The sequence below is a fragment of the Streptomyces sp. NBC_01013 genome (genome assembly GCF_045162765.1).
GTDB lineage: Bacteria > Actinomycetota > Actinomycetes > Streptomycetales > Streptomycetaceae > Streptomyces.
Map to the genome: position 1 here is coordinate 7542274 of NZ_CP108687.1, position 17698 is coordinate 7559971.

The following is a 17698-nucleotide window of genomic DNA, read 5'->3' on the forward strand; positions in this document are numbered from 1 at the left end:
CTTTGGCGGTGCTGGGCAGGCTGGGTGCATGCGCATCCTCCTCGCCCGATTCCTGCGATCCTGCGCCGACGCGCTGGTCGCCTTCGGCCAGATCTGGGTCCACATCCCGCCCGTTCCCGTCCCGGAGGACGGGCCCCCCGGTGGGCCGCCCCCGGGCCACCCCGAACGGCTTTGCCCCGAAGTCCCGCTCAGTGAGGCGGAGATGACATGGGGGCGGCAGTTGCTCGGGGTTGCCGGTCCGGATCCGTACGAGGGCTGACGGTCCAAGACCGGCCTACGGTGGGCCGGTCAGCGCCGGCGCGCGCCCGGAGCCGGCACGAGACGCACCGCAGTGTTCAGGACATGGTCGATCACATCGCGCGAGGGCTTGTCCGTGAGATTGGTGAGCAGCCGGGCCAGGGTGTTGAGGAGGAACGGGGAGCCCATCACGTAGCGGTTGAGGACGGGCTGGAACCCCGACCGGCTGAAGACCAGGTCGGCGGCCGTGTTGCCCAGCCGGTAGTAGCTGCCCCAGCGACGGTTCATCTCGACCGGGTAGTGGTGGAGCGCCCTCTCCCGCCTCGGGCCCGCCGGCAGGGCCAGCGCGAGCGCGGCCGCCTCGGCCGCGACTTCTCCGGCCTCCAGCGCCTGGCCGATGCCCTCACCGTTCCAGGGGCTGATCATGCCTCCCGAGTCGCCGACCAGGAGAAGTCCTCTGGTGTACAGCGGATGGCGGTTGAAGCCCAGCGGCAGCGCGGCGCTGCGTACGGGCCCTTCGGCGTTCTCCTCGCGCAGCCCCCAGGCCTCGGGCGTCCGGGCCAGCCACTGGTCCAGGGTGGCCCGCAGGTCGGCCTTGCCGTGGCGGCGGTGGGGGATGGCGCCGAGGCCCACGTTGACGCGGCCGTCACCCATCGGGAAGATCCAGCCGTATCCCGGCAGATAGCGGTCGCTCCCGGGAAAGCGGAGGTCGGCCCAGAGTTCCAGGAACTCCTCCCGGGAACGCTCGGGGCTGCGGTAGTAGCGGCGGGCCGCCGTGGCGATCTGCCGTTTCGTGTCCCGCTGCAACCCCAACGCGAGTGCGAGCCGTGCGGAGGCGCCGTCCGCGGCGATGACGACCGGAGCGCGGTGTGTCACCGGATCTCCCGCACCGGACACCGCCCGGACGCCGGTGACACGGCCGGCTCGGTCGGTCACGGGCTCCGTCACCTTCACGCCTGTGCGCAGCCGGGCCCCCGCGGTCACCGCGTGCCGGGCCAGGATGTCGTCGAAGTCGTGCCGGCTGCGGGTGAGCCCGAAGTCCGGGTATCCGCCCAGCGCGGGCCAGTCGATCTGCACCTGACGCTCACCGGTCACCCATCGCATCCCGCGTGACCGAGTCCAGCCGGGGGCCTTGATGTCGACCCCCATCCGGATCAGCTGATGCACCGCGCGCGGGGTGAGGCCGTCTCCGCACACCTTCTCCCGGGGGAACGCGGACTTCTCCAGCAGCAGCACGTCGACACCCGCCCGGGCGAGGTGGAAGGCGGCGGACGAGCCGGCCGGCCCCGCGCCCACCACGATCACCTGGGCCTCCTCGGACGGGCCGGGGGCGGAGCGTTCGTCCGGGGTGGACTGGTCTGCGTGCGCTTCCCGCATGGGAACCCTTTCCTGGGACGGGCGGCACCGCCCGCGGACGGCGACCCTGTACACCGACATCCTGCCGGTTCGGCCTGCTCCGCCGCAGGTGATCAACACCGCGGGGCCCGAGGGCCGTCGGGCCCGCCCCCGGAACGCGCTTCGGGGCCGCACGGAGTGCGGCCCCGAAGGCGACGGGCGAGTGGGGGAGCGGTCAGTAAGGAAGCGGGCGCCCGGACGGGGTGCGCAGATCGAGCGGCGGCGGCCGGGACGGCAGCTGGGGACGTCTGACGATCCTGATGCGGCCCACTGGCGCCACCTCCTGTCGGTAATCCGTCATATGCCCTCGCCGTGCTCCGTTCACACGTCTCGCGGTCATGAACGCGCCAGGACCCGGACGGGCGGTCACGACGAATCGTGTTAAACCTGAAGATGTGGGTGGTACAGGTCGGTTCCGGACGCGGTTTCGCCACTCCGCCCGGCAGCCGCATCGACACGATGACGGACACCCGGGCGGTGACGAGCCTGCGCCCTCCGGCCGAAACCCCGGGAGGTCCTCACCGGGCCACCGGCTGCGGGCACTTTTCAGCGTCCGCACCGTGGCCGGCCAGGTCTTCTTCCTCATGCTGGGAATCGTGGCGCTGCTCGTCGTGACGGCGGTCGTCGCTCTGGTGGTGCAGGGGCGACGTGACAGCATGAATGTGGCCAGAGCCCGGTCACTGAGCGTCGCCGAGACCTTCGCGCACGCGCCCGGCATCGCCGCGGCCCTCGACAGCAAGGACCCGACGGAACTGCTGCAGCCCCGAGCCGAGGAGATCCGGCGCAGTACGGGTGTGGAATACGTCGTCGTCGCCGGGACCAACGGCATCCGCTACACCCACCCGGACATCGCATTGATCGGGAAGCACGTCATCGGCCCGTACAAGGAGGCTCTGGAAGGCGAGGCCATCACCCGTACCGTCACCGCCAGCCGAGGCCTCGCCGTCAACTCGGTGGTGCCTGTGGACCGGCCCGACGGCACGGTCGCCGGAGTGGTCTCCGTCGGCATCAGGGTCGAGACCGTGAACAAGCTCGCCTACCCGAGCATCCCGCTGGCCCTGGGTGCCGCCGTGGTCGCGCTCGCCCTCACGGCCGGCGGCGCGGCCCTGGTGAGCCGCCGCCTGAGCCGCCAGACACGCGGCCTCGGCCCGGCCGAGATGACCCGAATGTACGAACACCACGACGCAGTGCTGCACGCCGTCCGCGAAGGCGTCCTCATCATCGACGCCGACGGCCGGCTGGTCCTGGCCAACGACGAGGCCCGCCGGCTCCTGGGGCTCTCCGCCGACGCGGAGGGCAGTGCCGTGACGGAGCTGGGGCTGGACCCACGCACTGCGAAGCTACTGGCCTCCGGGCGGGTCGCCACGGACGAGGTGCGCCCTGCCGGCAACCGGCTCCTTGCCGTCAACCTCCGCCCCACGGGCGAGCGGGGCGGTCCGCCCGGCACGGTCGCCACGCTGAGGGACACCACGGAACTCCAGGCGGTCACCGGCCGGGCGGAGACCGTGCATGAGCGATTGCTGCTGCTGTACCGGGCGGGGGCCCGCATCGGGACGACCCTCGACGTCACCACGACGGCGCAGGAGCTGGCAGAGGTCGCCGCGCCCGGATTCGCCGACTGCGTGACGGTCGACCTCGCCGACTCCGTACTGCGCGGCGAAGAACCGGAGCCGCCCTCCGGGGACGCGATGGACATGCGCCGCACGGCTGTGAGCGGCGTCGGACCGGACCATCCGCTCTACCCGCTGGGCCGTGTGATCGGGTTCGTGCCCACCAGCGCCGAAGGCATCGGCAGCAGCAGCGGCCATACCTGGTGGGTGGCCGACCTGGCCTCGTCCCAGCAGTGGCGCCGGCCCGATCCCGACCAGGCGGTACGGATCCTGGAGTACGGATTCCATTCGCTGCTTTCCGTGCCCCTGCATGCGCGTGGGGTCATTCTCGGTATGGCCAACTTCTGGCGCGCACAGAACGAGGCCCCCTTCGAGGCCGAAGACCTGTCCTTCGCCGAGGAGCTGGTGGCCCGGGCGGCGGTCAGCGTCGACAACGCCCGGCGCTACACCCGCGAGCACGAGATGGCCGTGACCCTGCAGCGCAGCCTGCTCCCGAGCGGCCTCCCCGAGCAGAACGCCCTGGATGTCGCCTACCGCTATCTGCCGGCGAAGGCGGGGGTGGGCGGGGACTGGTTCGACGTGATCCCGCTCTCCGGCGCCCGGGTCGCCCTCGTCGTGGGAGACGTGGTCGGGCACGGTCTGCACGCCGCGGCCACCATGGGCCGGCTGCGCACCACGGTGCACAACTTCTCCAAGCTGGACCTGCCGCCGGACGAACTCCTCGGCCATCTCGACGAACTCGTCGTCAGGATGGACCAGGACGAGGAGACCGGCGATGGGACCATCACCGGCGCCACCTGTCTGTACGCGATCTACGACGCGGTCTCCGGGCGCTGCTCGGTGGCGCGTGCAGGGCACCCCGGACCCGTCCTCGTCCGGCCCGACGGCACCGTGGACTTCCCCGAGATCCCGGCCGGTCTGCCGCTCGGCATCGGCGGCATGCCCTTCGAGGCGATCGAGCTGGAGGTGCCCGAGGGGAGCCGTCTGGTGATGTACACGGACGGTCTCATCGAGCGTCGCGACCGGGACATCGACGACGGCCTGGAGCAGCTGCGGAACGCCCTGGCAGGCCGCGACCGCACACCCGAGGAGACCTGCGACGACGTGCTGGAGGCCCTGCTGCCCGTCCGCCCGGGCGACGACGTCGCCCTGCTCGTCGCCCGCACCCGCACGCTGGATGCGTCCCGTCGCGTCCAGTGGCAGGTGGACCCGGACCCCGCGGCTGTCGCCGGCGTCCGCAAGCAGGCGATCCGCTGGCTCACCGACCGGGGCCTGGACGAGGAGGGGTTCGTCACCGAACTCATCCTGAGCGAGCTCGTCACCAACGCGATCCGGTACGGCTCCGAGCCGATCAGCGTGCGGCTGCTGTACGACCGGGCGCTGATCTGCGAGGTGTCGGACTGCAGCAGTACCTCCCCGCACCTGCGCTACGCGGCGACGACGGACGAGGGTGGACGGGGACTGTTCCTCGTCGCCCAGTTCGCCCAGCGCTGGGGCACCCGCTACACCGAACGCGGCAAGGTCATCTGGTCCGAGCAGACGCTGGGCGGGCCACCGGCCGGGTAGGCATACGCCCACGGGGCCCGGCAGCGACTGCCGGGCCCCGCGGTGTCGGTTCAGGTCATGCGCGGCGTCAGGGGAAGGACACCACGTTCGAGGGGACGGTGGACGTGCCGGACGTGGGTGATCCGGTGTTGTTGATGACGTGTTCGTACTGGCCCTGGCCGCCGAGGGAGACGACGAGCAGGTCGTGGAATTTGACGCCGGGTTTGACCGGTGCCTGGAAGCCGTGGTCCTGGCGGATGGTGGGGTCGACGTTGAAGTAGCAGTAGCTGCCCAGGCCCCAGCCCTCGTGGGTGGTGACGGTGTCGTCGACCTTGTAGGCGGCGTATCCCTTGGTGCTGCCGTTCTGGATGGCGGCCTGGTTGGGGGCGTCGTACGCCTTCTCGTTCTGGAAGAAGATCGTTTTGCCGTTCTCCCCGGACCAGTGGACGTCGTACTTGTTGAAGTGTTCGACGAACAGGCCGGTTGCCAGGACGTCGTCGCCGTTGACCTGGAGGCCGTAGTCGGCCCGGTTGGTTTCCCAGCCGACTCCGTCGCCGTGGTCGGCGCGCCACAGCCAGGTGTGGTCGATGATCGTGTCGTTGTTGTTGATGACCATGCCGGTGGTGGCCTTGCCGGCTCCCGCGCCGCCGACCCGGATGAACACGTCCTGGACGGTCGTCGGGTTCGCGGTGTGGTCGGCCGAGGCGCCGTCGGGGCCGATCTGGACCAGTACCTGTGAGTTCTGCGGGCCGGCGTCGACGAGGAGTCCGGCGAGTTTGACGCCGTCCACGTCGCCGACCTTGAGGGCGGTGACGCCGTTGTCGGGGATGATCGTGGCGAGTCCCAGGCCGAGTGCGACCGTGTTGGCGCGGTCGATGTTGATGGTCTGGTCGACGTGGTAGACGCCGGGGGTGAACAGCAGGTGCAGGCCTTGCTGGACGGCGGCGTTGATGGTTGCGGCGGTGGCGCCGGGCTTCACCACGTAGAACTGGCTCAGCGGGATGGACTCGCCCTGCGGGGTGCCGTTCCATGAGACGCCGCGGGCGTTGGTGCGCTTGGCGGGGACGAAGACCTTGTAGTCGTTGCCGTCGAGGTAGAGGAAGGGCTTTTCGCGGGAGACGGGGGTGGTGTCCAGGGTGGTGTACGGGGGGTTGGGGAAGCTCTGGGCGGGTGCGTTCTCGACGCCGGAGAACGTCATGTTCCAGACGCCGTTGCCCCAGCTGCCGATGGAGCTGTCGCGGGTGTACCACTGTTGTTGTGAGTAGGGGCCGACCTGGCCGTCGATCTTGCTGTCGGCGATGTACCCGCCGCTTGCCCAGCCGTAGCCGTTCGGTGCGAGGTTGAGGCCGCCCTTGACGTGCATCCGGCGGAAGGGGGCTGCCTGTGAGACGGCCCAGCGGTCGGTGCCGTTCACCGGGTTGAGGGCGAGGTTCTCGGCGGAGCGCCAGAAGTTCTGGGTGGCGTTCCCGTTGAACCAGCCCGCGTCGACGGTCACGTCGCCGTTGAACGTGGTGTCGTCCGGCTTGAGCCCGAGACCGGCTATCTGGGTGTAGAAGCCGATCTGCGCGTTGATGTTGTTGTACGTGCCCGGCTTGAACATCAGCGCGTAGCGGCCGGTCCCGAACTGGGCCGACTCCTGCTGCTTGAAGACCTCGTCGACCTTCGCCTGGATGTTGGGTGTCGACGGGTCGAAGACGAGGACGTTCGGCCCGAGGTCGCCGCCGCCGGGGATCTGCGGGCCGCCTCCGCCGCCGACGGTGCCGAACACCTGGAACTCCCAGAGCGAGTACCCGTACTGGGTGGCACGGGCGGTGCCGGTCAGCCGGACATATCGGGCGGTGCCGGAGACGTTCAGCGTCTCGGTGCCCCCGGGGCCCGTGGTGGTTGAGTAGGCGGTGCTCCAGGTGCTGTTGTCCGTGGAGAACTCGATCCGGTAGCTCTTCGCGTAGGCGGCCTCCCACTTGAGAGCGATCTGGCTGACCGAGGCGGCGGAGCCCAGGTCGACCTTGATCCATTGAGGATCGGAGAACGCGCTCGACCAGCGGGTGCCGTTGTCGCCGTCGACGGCGGAGGCGGCGGGCGTGCCGTCGCTCTCCTGGCTGGAGGTGGTCACCGTCCTGCCCTGTGAGAGCAGCGACGGGGCCGCGCTCGCGGGGGTGGACGGCACGAAGGCCAGCAGCGAGACGACGAGGCCGGCGACGGCGGCCAGCACACCGGCGCGTCTTCTTCCGGTCGAGGGCGCGAGTCTGCGGAACAAGGGGGGTGGGTACATGGGGGCTTGTCTCCTGAGTCGCGGTACGGGTGCACGACACGAAGCCGGAGAGCGCTCTCTCCGGCCGATGGGGATACTTCTCCCTTGCCGCCCCACACGTCAATAGGTGTGCAACACCCGCTTGGTCGGGCGCTGTTGGGAACAAAAAATGACGACGGATACCTCACGAATGACCTCATTGCCTACGGCTTGAGGTCATCCGCATCGAGAACCCGAAGGGCCGTAGATTCAGATGATGATGTGGTGACCGCGCCGAACTCCGGCGAAGCGCAATGACGTTGACACCCCGAGCCGGCGACGCCCGGACGCGCCCGGAATGATGAAGAGGTAGGACCCGCGCCCGGAACGCAGCGCCTGTTACCGGACATCTTGCCGACACGTGGGGGACAGTCGGCACGGCTGCTCGCTATCCTCCGGGGCATGAGCCGTGAGCGTGGCACGCGGGGCGCCCCTGACCGGGCGCGACGGGGTTCCGGGTGAGCGAGGGCATGGGTCCTGCTCCGGCGGACGCCCGGACCGCTGAAGTGTGGCGCTCGTTCGGGGACCGATTACGGCAGTGGCGCAGACGGGCCGGGCTCACCCAGGCCCAGGTGGGTGCCCGGGTGGGGTACGACCACACGGCCATCAGCAAGCTGGAGAGCGGCAGTCGGAGAACGCCATTGCCACTGGCCCGAAGACTGGACGAACTGCTCTCGACCCAAGGGGAGTTGGTGGCCGCCTGCGAAGCGGCCGAGGGACAGGAGCGCACGGGCGGGGCCCCGGGCGCGGCCGACCCCGTACGAAATGGCCCCTTGCCCGGAGAACCCGCCGGCGGAGCGCTGCCGGCCATGCTTCCGCCGGGGGCCGTCCTGCCTGCGAGCCTGCCCGCCTACGGACTCGTCTGCCCGGTGCACGGCCGTGACGGCTGCTCGGTCCCCGTACTCACGGACGTCATCGCCCTGCACGCGGCCTTCTGCGCGCTGGGACCGGACACGCAGCCACGACCGGTCCTGGACAACGACACCGTGCACGCGCTGACCGCCCTGCTCGCGGTCTGCCTGCGCGCCGACGAGGAACGGGCCTGGCCGGGGGCGACCGCCGTCGTCGAGCGCACGCTGCACGCCATGCTCCGGTGGATGGCACTCCCGACGGCGTCATTCCAGACCCAACTGGCGCCACTGGCCGCCGAGTACGCACAATCGGCCGGCTGCCTCCGGCTGCTGTGGGGCCGTAACGGGACCGCCATGGCGTGGCTCGACCGCTCGCTGCTGTGGTCCGCCATGGCCGGTCACGTCGGAACGCAGGTGGCAGCCCTCAGCGACATGAGCACCCTGGCCCGGCTGGAGGGCGACGGGCCGTCGGCACTCGCCTACGGCGGGGCGATAGGCCAGGCCGCCACGGGCCGGCACTGGGCGGGCGCCCTGAGCGACATGTACCAGGCGCGCGGACACGCGGTCCGCGGCGACGCCGCCCGGACCCTGAGGCACATCGACCGGGCCTGGTCACAGATGGACCGGGCAGGCGAACACGACGAGACCGAGGCACCGTGGCTCTCCGTGGCCTCGGTGCGCCTGAGGGTGGAGTCCGGCGCCGCCGGCGCGCTGCGCGATCTCGCCGCGGCCACCGGTGACCGCCGGTTCGCGCTCCGCGCGGTCGGGGCGACCCGCACCGCGCTCGGCCTGTTGCCGCCCGGCATGCACTCGGCGCGGATGCTGTTCCTGGCCCGGATGGCCGACGCGCACGCGTGCGCCGGCGATCCGGCGGCCGCGCACGCTGTGGCAGGCCCGGTCCTGGACACCACCGAGGTGAATCCGTCGACGCTGCTCGGCCAGGAACTGCGCGGACTCCACGCCCGGCTCTCGGCCCACTCGGGCAGCAGCCCCGAGAACGACGGCTTCGTCAGCAGGCTGGCGGCGGTGGTGCGTTGACACCCGGAGGGCGGGACGTATGGATCACGCCCCGCCCCCGCGCCCCAACGGTGGATCAGCTCACGTTCAGCGCCACGTCGTCCACGACGAAGCTCGTCTGCAGGTAGGCGTCCTCCTTGCTGGTGAACCCCAGGGTCACCGTCTGCCCCGCGGCGGAGCCGACGTCGAAGGACTGCTGGACATAGCCACTGCTCGCGTCGAGATTCGAGTAGGTCGCCAGCGTCCGGGAACCCAGTTTCACGGTGAACGTGTCGTAGGCGGTCGCGTCACCCGCCGACTCGTCCGTGTCGGTCATCAGGTAGAAGGACAGCCGGTACGTCGAACAGCCCGCCGGAACCGCCACTGACTGGGTGGCCGTGTCGCTGTGGGTGCTGCCCCAGCCGCCGAACCAGGCCTGATACGCGCCGCTGTGCGCGGGCTTCTCGGAGGTCCGGTTGTTGATGACCCCGTCCGACTGGGTCCACGGAGTCGTGCCGTTCTCGAAACCGCCATTGGCGACGACCTGCCGTGCCTGGCAGCCTCCGCCACCCCCTACGACCAGCGAGTAGGTGGTCGTGTGGGTGACCGTGCCCGTCCCGGTCACGGTGAGGGTGTACGTACCCGCGGTGGTCTGGGCCCCGGCGGAGACGGTCATCGTCGAAGAGGAGCCCGACTGCACGGAGGACGGAGCGAAGGACACCGAGACACCGCTCGGCGCACCGGAGGCCGAGAACCGCACGCTCTGGGCCGTACCGCCGGTCGTGGCCGTGGACACGGTGGCGGTGACGGAGGCTCCCGGCTGGACACTGCCGGACACCGGACTCACCGAGACGGAGAAGTCGTCGGCGGGCGCGGTGGTGCCGACCGCCGTCTTCCACACGGTGTAGGCGACCCCGTCCGCGCTGCGGTCGAGTGCGGTCGCGTTGATGTTGGCCGTGGTGTCGCACGACTGGTGGTAGCACGGGTCGTACGAACGACCCGCCGTGCCGCCCCACTTGGTGGCCTGGGCGGAGGACTTGGTGTCACTGGCACCGGTCGCGTACCCCGACGTGGCGATCCCGCCCTGCTGGAACGAGTAGTCGTCGGAGCGCCCCTGACCCTCGACGTTCTCCTCCGGGGCGAGGCCGAGGGACGTCCAGTACTCCTTCATCGGAGCCGACGCGGCCGAGTTGAGGTTGTTGATGAAGTAGCCGCCGTTGGTGGAGGCGACCATGTCGAAGTTGTAGTACGCGGAGATGGCCGTCCGTTGGGCGGCGGAGAGCTGGCCGACGTAGTACTCGGAGCCCTCCAGACCCTGCTCCTCGCCGTTCCACCAGGCGAAGCGCACATGCTTGGTCATCGTCGGGTTCTGCTGGGCGAGGGCGAGCGCGTTCTCCAGAAGCGTGGCGGAACCGGAGCCGTTGTCGTTGATTCCCGGCCCGGCGGCCACACCGTCGAGGTGGGCGCCGAACATCACGGTGCGGTCGGCCGGGCCGCCCGGCCAGTCCGCGATCAGGTTGTTGCCCCGGTAGGTGCAGGTGGTGCAGGTCTGCTCGCTGACGGTGTAGCCGGCTGCCTGCAGCTTGCCCTTCACATAGGCGAGGGAGGCGGTGTAGCCGCTGCTGCCGGCCCGCCGGTTGCCGCCGTTCTGCGAGGCGATGGTGTTCAGCTGCGACAGATGCGTCTGCACGTTGGCGACGCTGATGTCGGGGGCGGTGCCACCCGGGTTCCCGCCGTCACCGATGGTCAGCGTGTACTGCGCGGTGTGGTCCTGGGTGCCGGCGCCCTTCACCGTGAGGGTGTACGTACCGGGAGCCGCGGCCGAAGTCGTCGATACGGTCATGGCCGAGGTCGCGCCGGACTGCACCGAGGCCGGGCTGAAGGAGACGGTCACACCGCTCGGCTGCCCGGCCGCCGACAGGTTCACCGTCTGCGCGCTGCCCGACGACACGGTGGTCCTGACCGCGGCCGTCACCGAACTACCCGGCTTCACCGAGCCTGCGGCCGGGTCGAGCGACATGGAGAAGTCGTTGTTTCCGCTCGGGGTGCAGGCCGGGTCGCCGCTCTGGGCGGGGACGCTCACCGCGTCCCAGGCCGCCTTCGCCCGGTTGAACAGCACACAGGTGGCGTCGAGGTTCTTGGCCGAGGTCAGCGTGGCGCTGCGGTAGCGCTTGTACGTCATACCGCTGGTCTTCAGCAGCATCCCGCCGTAGAAGACCTTGCCGGCGCTCTGGATACCCACACCGGTCACCGAGGAACTGTTGCAGGTGGGGCTGGACGGCTTGCCGCCTCCGGGGTTCGAGCCCTCGGCCAGCAGGTAGAACCAGTGGTTGAGGGGGCCGGCCGCCGCGTGCTCCTCAGTGCTGGGTATGGAGGAGCTGTAGCAGTTCGGGTCACCGATCTGTCCCGGGTTGTACATGATCCGGATCGGTCCGTCGCCCACCAGGTCGATCTTCTCGCCGACGGTGTAGTCCGGGTCGTCGTAGGGGGCGGGCTCGTTGGTGTACGCCTCGGTCAGCGCGCCCATGATGTCGCCGGTGGCCTCGCCGAGACCCGACTCGTTGTTGGCGCCGCCGGGCGTGTACTGGTCGATGCCGTGGCCGAACTCATGGCCCACGACGTCCATGGCGCCGATCCACTGATTGGCGTTGTTGTGGCCGATGGAGACGCTGGACCCGTCCCAGTAGGCGTTGACGTCGTTCAGACCGACCTTGACCGGCCAGCTGCGGCCGTTGCCGTCGTGCCCGTTGCGCCCCAGCCAGTCACGCAGCATGTCCCACTCGTGCTGGGCCGCCCACATGACGTCGACGCAGCCGGTCTCCTTGCTGGAGGCGCTGCCGGTTCCCCAGGAGTCGCTCGACTTGGTGTAGACACTTCCGGTGCTGTAGTCGGCGCAGCTCAGCCCGGGGCGGGCCGGGTCGCGCAGCGAGTAACTGCCACCCGATGAGGTGGTGTTGATGGACAGCGGGGACGGACCGTTCCACTGGCTGTTGCCGGTGCCCGCCTTGACGTCGTCGTAGCTGTCGAGCACCGCACCGGTGCCGGCGTCGACGAAGACGTGCAGCCGGCCCGGCGCCTTCGCGGTCCGGCCGGTGAGGACGGTCTCCCAGGCAAGCCGGGACTTCGTTCCGGTGGCCCGGACGACCAGCCGGTGGCTGTCGACCCGCTCCACCGTGCGGAGCCTCTTGCGCGAGGTGGCTTCGGCGGCCTTGGCGGAGACGGTCGCGGTGACCGGCACGTTGATACGCCGGGAAACCGCCGACCGGGATCCGCGGATGCGCCCCTTGGAGTCGGCCACCACGACGGCGTCACCGCCGACGACCGGCAGTCCGCGGTAGGTACGTTCGTACGCGATGGAGTAGAGGCCGTTGACCCAGGGGGTCACCATCTGTCGCTCGTACCGCTCCTCCGGCCCCTTGGCCGGGGCGTCGAGACCACTGGCCGCCGCCCGGTCGGCGGCCGTCACGGCGGTCGACAGGGCGGTGGGGGCTGGCGGAGACGGTTCTGCGGAAGCTGACTGGCCACTCGTGGCGACCAGCATTCCGGCGAGGACGGCCAGGGTTGTCCCGGCCGTCATCGGTCTGCGTTTCATCGAGGCTCCTCGGTTCGTGGGGACCTCGGTCACGGGCAGCGGCGTGGCGGACCCGCCCGTGCCGTCGGCGCAGGTCGTCCGCCCAGGTGGTGTCCGTGATCGGGCGACCGAACACTCACACGTAGGCATGAACTCGTCAACGAACTGCGGTCAGGTGAAAGGGACTTGGCAAGTCTGGTCAAGTCGCCATGGTGCGATCGCACAGCCGGCGCACAGGAAGGGGGACGGGGGCGCGAGGGTCCGGTGAGGCGCGAGGGCAAGGAGGGTGACAGGGGCGACGAGGGCCGGGCAACGGCGACGACAGGCCGAGGAGAACACCCGCCGGCCTGGCCGCGCCCCCTTCGACGGGGCGAGTCTGTGGACGGAGGGGCCCGCGCCGGTCAGCGAGCAGCCGGGCGCCCTGGCCGGAACGGGAAGGAGGAGGATCTCCCGCCCGGCCTGCGGCGGCGCCCCGGACCAGCCACCCGGCGGACGTAGCATGATCCCCATGGAGCAGCGAGAACTGGGCAGGACCGGACGAGGCGTCTCGGTCGTCGGGCAGGGCACGTGGCAGCTCGGCGGGGACTGGGGCGAGGTGCGCGAGGCGGATGCCTTCGGGGTCCTCGACGCCGCCGTCGGGGCGGGTGTCACCTTCTTCGACACCGCGGACGTGTACGGGGACGGACGCAGCGAACAGCTCATCGGCCGATACCTGAAGGAGCGCCCCGACGCGGGCGTCCTCGTGGCCACGAAGATGGGCCGGCGCGTCGATCAGGTGCCGGAGAACTACGTCCTGGACAACTTCCGTACGTGGAACGACCGATCGCGGGCCAACCTCGGGGTCGACACCCTCGATCTCGTGCAGCTGCACTGTCCGCCCACTGCCGTGTACTCCTCGGACGAGGTCTACGACGCCCTCGACACGCTGGTGGCCGAGCAGCGGATCGCCGCCTACGGGGTGAGTGTCGAAACGTGTGCCGAGGCGCTGACGGCCATCGCCCGCCCCGGCGTCGCGAGCGTGCAGATCATCCTCAACCCGTTCCGCCTCAAGCCTCTGGACGAGGTCCTGCCGGCCGCTCGCGCGGCCGGAGTCGGCATCGTCGCACGGGTACCGCTCGCCTCCGGGCTGCTCTCCGGTAAGTACACCGCGGACACCGTCTTCGCGCCCGAGGACCACCGCACGTACAACCGGCACGGGGAGGCGTTCGACCAGGGCGAGACCTTTTCCGGGATCGAGTATGCGACCGGGGTGGCCGCGGCGGCAGAGTTCGCCGGGCTGGCTCCGGAAGGGGCGACCCCCGCGCAGACGGCGCTGCGCTGGATCATTCAGCAGGACGGCGTCACGAGCGTGATCCCCGGTGCCCGATCGGTGGAACAGGCCCGGGCCAACGCGTCCGCGGCAGCGCTGGCCCCGCTGCCGCAAGCGACGCTCGACGCGGTGCGGGACCTCTATGACCGCCGGATCCGCGCGTCGGTCCACGACCGCTGGTAGCGGGCCCCGCGCGGCCCCCGGCTACCGGCCGGATGCGGGGGACTGCGGCCCGGTCGTCGAGGTGCCGCCGTCCGGAGTGGTGGCCGAGCTGGATTCGGGTGAGAACAGGCTCATCCCCAGGTAGACGGCAGCGAGGAAGGCGACCGTACCCGCGATGGCGCTCGCCACTCTGGGCCGGCGTCTGATCGCCTCGCGGGTGCTGCGCCGCCGGGTGTTCCGGGGCCGGCTCGCCGCACGCCGCCCCCCGCCGTGTGTCTGGGGTAGCCGGTACGTCGTCGGGGCACCGGAGTCCGTGCCGGAGTGCGGCGTGGCACGCGAGGGCGGCGCCGGCGTCGGCGCGTAGACCGCGGCCGGCGCGCGCGGGGGAGCGGGCCGGTGCTGCGGCAGCGGCTCCGCCTGCCCCCGCCAGGCCTCGCTGTGGAACCAGTCGGCGACCTGCTGGGCGGTGGGCCGGTCCTCCGGCTGCTTCGCGAGCAGACCCAGGAGGTACGAGTCGAAGGCCGGCGACATGTCGACGCCACGCTGACGCAGCGGTACGGGAGGCGTGTCCACGTGCTGGTACAGCGTCGCGGTCGGGGTGTCCGACCGGAACGGCGGCTGACCGAGCAGCAGTTGGTAGATGACGCAGCCGAGGGAGTACATGTCCGAGGCGGCATCGGCGGTGCGGCCGAGGGCTCGCTCCGGAGCCAGGTAGAGACTCGTGCCGACGATGTGGCCCGTGGTGGTGAGGGCGGCCGAGGGGTCGTCGACGAACTGGGCGATGCCGAAGTCGCCGATCTTCACGGAGCCTTCGGCATCCAGCATGAGGTTTCCCGGCTTGATGTCCCGGTGGACGATGCCCTGCCGGTGGGCCGCCGCCAGTCCGGCGGCCGCCTGGCCGGCGATCCGCGCCACCTGCTCCGGCCCCAGCCGCTCCTGCGACAGAAGCAGGTCGGAGAGGCTCCTGCCCTCGACCAGCTCCATCACCAGGAAGAGCCGGTCCTCCCAGGCCCCGAAGTCGAACACGGCCACCAGATGCGGGTGGCTCAGCCGGGCGGCGGTCTGGGCCTCCAGCCGGAACCGTGCGGTCGCCGACTCGTCGGCGTGCTCACCCAGCAGCAGCTTCACGGCGACGGCCCTTCCGAGGACCTCGTCCGTGGCCTGCCAGACCTCGCCCATCCCGCCACGGCCGATGGCGGATATCAATCGGTACCGACCAGCAACCAGCACCTGTGCACACCTATCTCGAATAGCTCGCGTAACTCGGAAAGCCCGGGGCCGAGGACCGCTCCGGCCGCCGCGGCGGCGACCTCGCCTGGAACGAGGGGCGGGGCGGGGCACGCGGCAAGATCAGGATATCCGGCGCGCGGACCGGGGGCGACCGGCCGTCACCCCACCCCGGCCTCCTGCGCGGTGACGGGCCGACAGATTCCCTCGGGCCCAGGCCGGCCGGGGTCCCGTTGGTGCGGGCGTGCTGTCCCCGGTGAAGGCGGGCACACCGTAGCGTCATCCCAGGCCGGGGGAGGCCGCCCCGCCCAGCGACTCCACCAGCGGCAGCAGCCGGTGCGGCACCCGTTCTCGCAGTGCCACCTCGGTCCGGGTCCTGACGACGCCAGGAAGCTGGATCAGCTGCTGGATCACGTCCTCCAGATGTCCGTTGTCCCGCGCCACGACCCGGGCCAGCAGATCGCCGCCGCCCGTCGTGGAGAAGACCTCGATGATCTCCGGCAACGCGGCGAGTGCCTCGCCCACGTCGTCGAGATGGCCCTGGGTCACCTCCAGGTGCACGAAGGCGAGCACCGGGTGTCCGAGGGCGGCGGGGGAGAGGAACGGCCCGCTTCCCGTGATCACACCGTCCCGTTCGAGGCGGTCGATCCGGGCCTGGAGGGTGCCCCGGGCGATGGAGAGGATCCGCGCGTACTCGCGCACGCTCGTCTGCGGCTGCTCGATGAGCAACCGCAGGATCCGGGTGTCGAGCGCGTCCACCGCCATGGTTCGCCGGCCTCTCCGTGGTACGTCGGTCGGGGCAGAGACTGTACCAATGGCGCAGTGGCGACCGCGCAGGGTGTACGCGGATGCGCAACGGGCTCAGCGGTCTCCTGCACGCCTTCAGAAGGAAGGCGTGGCCAAGGTTTTCTCGGGGTGGACGGCCGGCCGCCGAGGGGTGCTGCGGACGAGGGCGGTGCCGAGACCTCTCGGGAGGCGTCCGAGGCGTACGTGGCGGCGGGTCATCCGGGCACGAGCACGGCGGCGCCGCTGACCTGGTCCGCCGCCAGGTCCCTCAGCGCCCGGTCGGCATGGCTCAGCGGATACGGGCTGACGGTGACCCTGATGCCGATCTGCGCCGCCGTGGCCAGGAAGTCGCGGCCGTCCTGCCGGGTGTTGGAGGTGACACTGCGCAGATTCCGCTCTTCGAAGAGGTGGCGCCGGTACGTGAGCACGGGTATGTCGGTGAGATGGATGCCCGCGACGGCGAGCGTTCCCGACCGGTCCAGAGCCTCCAGTGCCACGGGCACCAGATCGCCCACCGGTGCGAACAGGATCGCCGAATCCAGCGGTTCGGGCGGGCGGTCGTAGGCGCCGCCGACGGAGGAGGCGCCCAGCTCGACGGCGAGTTCACGTGCACGTGCCGAACGGGTGAGCACGTGCACGGTCGCCCCTTCGGCCAGGGCGACCTGCGCCGCCAGATGGGCAGAGGCCCCGAAGCCGTAGATCCCGAGCCGGCCCTTCGGCGGCAAGGCGCTCCGCCGTAGGGCCCGGTAGCCGATGATTCCCGCACACAGCAGCGGCGCCAGCGACGCGGCGTCCTGGTCGTCCGGGAGCGCGTACGCGTAGTCGGCCGGAACGAGGGCGACGTCGGCGAAACCTCCGTCCGCGTCCCACCCGGTGTAGAGGGAGGCCGGGCACAGGTTCTCCTGGCCGGCCCGGCAGTAACGGCAGTGACCGCAGGTGCTGCGCAGCCACGCCCCGCCGGCTCGGTCACCGACCCGGAACGCCGTGACGGACTCGCCGACGGCGGTAACCCGGCCGACGATCTCGTGGCCGGGAACCGTGGACGCCCGGTGCGGCGCCAGATCACCCTCGGCAAGGTGCAGATCCGTGCGGCAGACGCCGCACGCCTCCACCCGCAGCAACAGATCCCCGGGCCCCGGCGAGGGCACCGCACGGCGCACCGGCCTCAGCGGGCCGTCCATGATCGGACCAGGAGACTCGACGGCCCACCCGGTCAGCATGTGCGAAGCCGGCTCACTCGCCATGCCCCCAGCTTGGCGCGGGCCGCAAGGCCGGGCAAACGCTGGCGCATGGTCCTTGACCGACGGATCTCCGAGGTGCCGCATGGGCCGGTCGGTCCCCGCCGGGGCCTGCCGGGCCCCTCCCGCCCCGGCTGCGGGGATGGGATGGTCATCACGCTGCCACCTGACGGAAAAGGGATCGGCGATGCCGGCGCACCAGCATCCTTGGCCGCGCCCGGAAAGGAACCCGGGCTGCTGCGCTTCCGCCGGCGGCGCCGGACCGCGGCCACCATTTCCGGCCGACACGGCTGGTCAAGGGACCGCGATGACCGTACGGCCGCTCGCCCGTACCCGTCGGGGCAACCGGGGATGGCCTCCGCCCGGTCCGTGGAGCGGTGGGAGGCCCCTGTGTGCGCGACGGAGCCCTCGACCGCGCACTGACGGTCCGCACCCGGACCCCGGACCGTGCGCTCCTGAGCGGGCAGCCGTTCGGGCAGGA

10 protein-coding genes are annotated in these 17698 nt (G+C 70.9%); 4 read left to right on the top strand and 6 right to left on the bottom strand.

Translation table 11 applies throughout. The features are described from left to right. The first annotated feature begins 28 nt into the window (after positions 1-28). The gene (locus OG538_RS32775) at positions 29-259 is read left to right on the top strand and encodes a DUF6059 family protein (protein WP_406099139.1); all 231 of its coding nucleotides are present in this window, start codon (positions 29-31) and stop codon (positions 257-259) included. 29 nt (positions 260-288) lie between these two features. Here the strand turns inward: OG538_RS32775 and OG538_RS32780 are convergent, their stop codons facing one another. Beyond that, on the bottom strand, positions 289-1614 hold the full coding sequence (locus OG538_RS32780; RefSeq protein WP_406099140.1) for a geranylgeranyl reductase family protein: 1326 nt from the start codon (positions 1612-1614) through the stop codon (positions 289-291). A 602-nt stretch (positions 1615-2216) separates the two neighbouring features. On the opposite strand from OG538_RS32780, the gene OG538_RS32785 reads away from it, so the two are divergent. Next, positions 2217-4808: a SpoIIE family protein phosphatase gene (locus OG538_RS32785; RefSeq protein ID WP_406100397.1), complete on the top strand. Its 2592-nt coding sequence runs from the start codon at positions 2217-2219 to the stop codon at positions 4806-4808. Between the two features lie 67 nt (positions 4809-4875). On the opposite strand, the gene OG538_RS32790 is transcribed toward OG538_RS32785, so the two are convergent. After that, positions 4876-7059, bottom strand: a complete 2184-nt coding sequence (locus OG538_RS32790) for a discoidin domain-containing protein (RefSeq protein ID WP_406099141.1) — start codon at positions 7057-7059, stop codon at positions 4876-4878. A gap of 488 nt (positions 7060-7547) precedes the next feature. Here OG538_RS32790 and OG538_RS32795 point away from each other — a divergent pair, with 488 nt between their 5' ends. Beyond that, positions 7548-8966: a helix-turn-helix domain-containing protein gene (locus OG538_RS32795; protein WP_406099142.1), complete on the top strand. Its 1419-nt coding sequence runs from the start codon at positions 7548-7550 to the stop codon at positions 8964-8966. A gap of 55 nt (positions 8967-9021) precedes the next feature. On the opposite strand, the gene OG538_RS32800 is transcribed toward OG538_RS32795, so the two are convergent. Continuing rightward, the gene (locus tag OG538_RS32800; RefSeq protein ID WP_406100398.1) at positions 9022-12501 is read right to left on the bottom strand and encodes a M28 family peptidase; all 3480 of its coding nucleotides are present in this window, start codon (positions 12499-12501) and stop codon (positions 9022-9024) included. 493 nt (positions 12502-12994) lie between these two features. Here OG538_RS32800 and OG538_RS32805 point away from each other — a divergent pair, with 493 nt between their 5' ends. Next, positions 12995-13987, top strand: a complete 993-nt coding sequence (locus tag OG538_RS32805) for an aldo/keto reductase (RefSeq protein WP_406099144.1) — start codon at positions 12995-12997, stop codon at positions 13985-13987. Positions 13988-14008: 21 nt separating this feature from the next. Here the strand turns inward: OG538_RS32805 and OG538_RS32810 are convergent, their stop codons facing one another. The 3 genes from OG538_RS32810 to OG538_RS32820 all read right to left on the bottom strand — a co-directional run bounded on the left by OG538_RS32810 (position 14009) and on the right by OG538_RS32820 (position 17223). Further along, on the bottom strand, positions 14009-15145 hold the full coding sequence (locus OG538_RS32810) for a serine/threonine-protein kinase (protein ID WP_406100399.1): 1137 nt from the start codon (positions 15143-15145) through the stop codon (positions 14009-14011). A 327-nt stretch (positions 15146-15472) separates the two neighbouring features. Beyond that, a complete protein-coding gene (locus tag OG538_RS32815; protein ID WP_406099145.1) occupies positions 15473-15958 on the bottom strand; it encodes an Lrp/AsnC family transcriptional regulator in 486 nt (161 codons plus the stop codon). A 236-nt stretch (positions 15959-16194) separates the two neighbouring features. Next, entirely contained in the window at positions 16195-17223 is a 1029-nt protein-coding gene (locus OG538_RS32820; protein WP_406099147.1) for a zinc-binding alcohol dehydrogenase family protein, read from the bottom strand. Positions 17224-17698 lie beyond the last annotated feature (475 nt).

Excerpts from the sequence above, each read along its gene's own strand:
- OG538_RS32775 (WP_406099139.1), top strand. The coding sequence starts at position 29 with ATGCGCATCCTCCTCGCCCGATTCCTGCGATCCTGCGCCGACGCGCTG.
- OG538_RS32780 (WP_406099140.1), bottom strand. The coding sequence starts at position 1,614 with ATGCGGGAAGCGCACGCAGACCAGTCCACCCCGGACGAACGCTCCGCC.
- OG538_RS32785 (WP_406100397.1), top strand. The coding sequence starts at position 2,217 with ATGCTGGGAATCGTGGCGCTGCTCGTCGTGACGGCGGTCGTCGCTCTG.
- OG538_RS32790 (WP_406099141.1), bottom strand. The coding sequence starts at position 7,059 with ATGTACCCACCCCCCTTGTTCCGCAGACTCGCGCCCTCGACCGGAAGA.
- OG538_RS32795 (WP_406099142.1), top strand. The coding sequence starts at position 7,548 with ATGGGTCCTGCTCCGGCGGACGCCCGGACCGCTGAAGTGTGGCGCTCG.
- OG538_RS32800 (WP_406100398.1), bottom strand. The coding sequence starts at position 12,501 with ATGACGGCCGGGACAACCCTGGCCGTCCTCGCCGGAATGCTGGTCGCC.
- OG538_RS32805 (WP_406099144.1), top strand. The coding sequence starts at position 12,995 with ATGATCCCCATGGAGCAGCGAGAACTGGGCAGGACCGGACGAGGCGTC.
- OG538_RS32810 (WP_406100399.1), bottom strand. The coding sequence starts at position 15,145 with ATGGGCGAGGTCTGGCAGGCCACGGACGAGGTCCTCGGAAGGGCCGTC.
- OG538_RS32815 (WP_406099145.1), bottom strand. The coding sequence starts at position 15,958 with ATGGCGGTGGACGCGCTCGACACCCGGATCCTGCGGTTGCTCATCGAG.
- OG538_RS32820 (WP_406099147.1), bottom strand. The coding sequence starts at position 17,223 with ATGGCGAGTGAGCCGGCTTCGCACATGCTGACCGGGTGGGCCGTCGAG.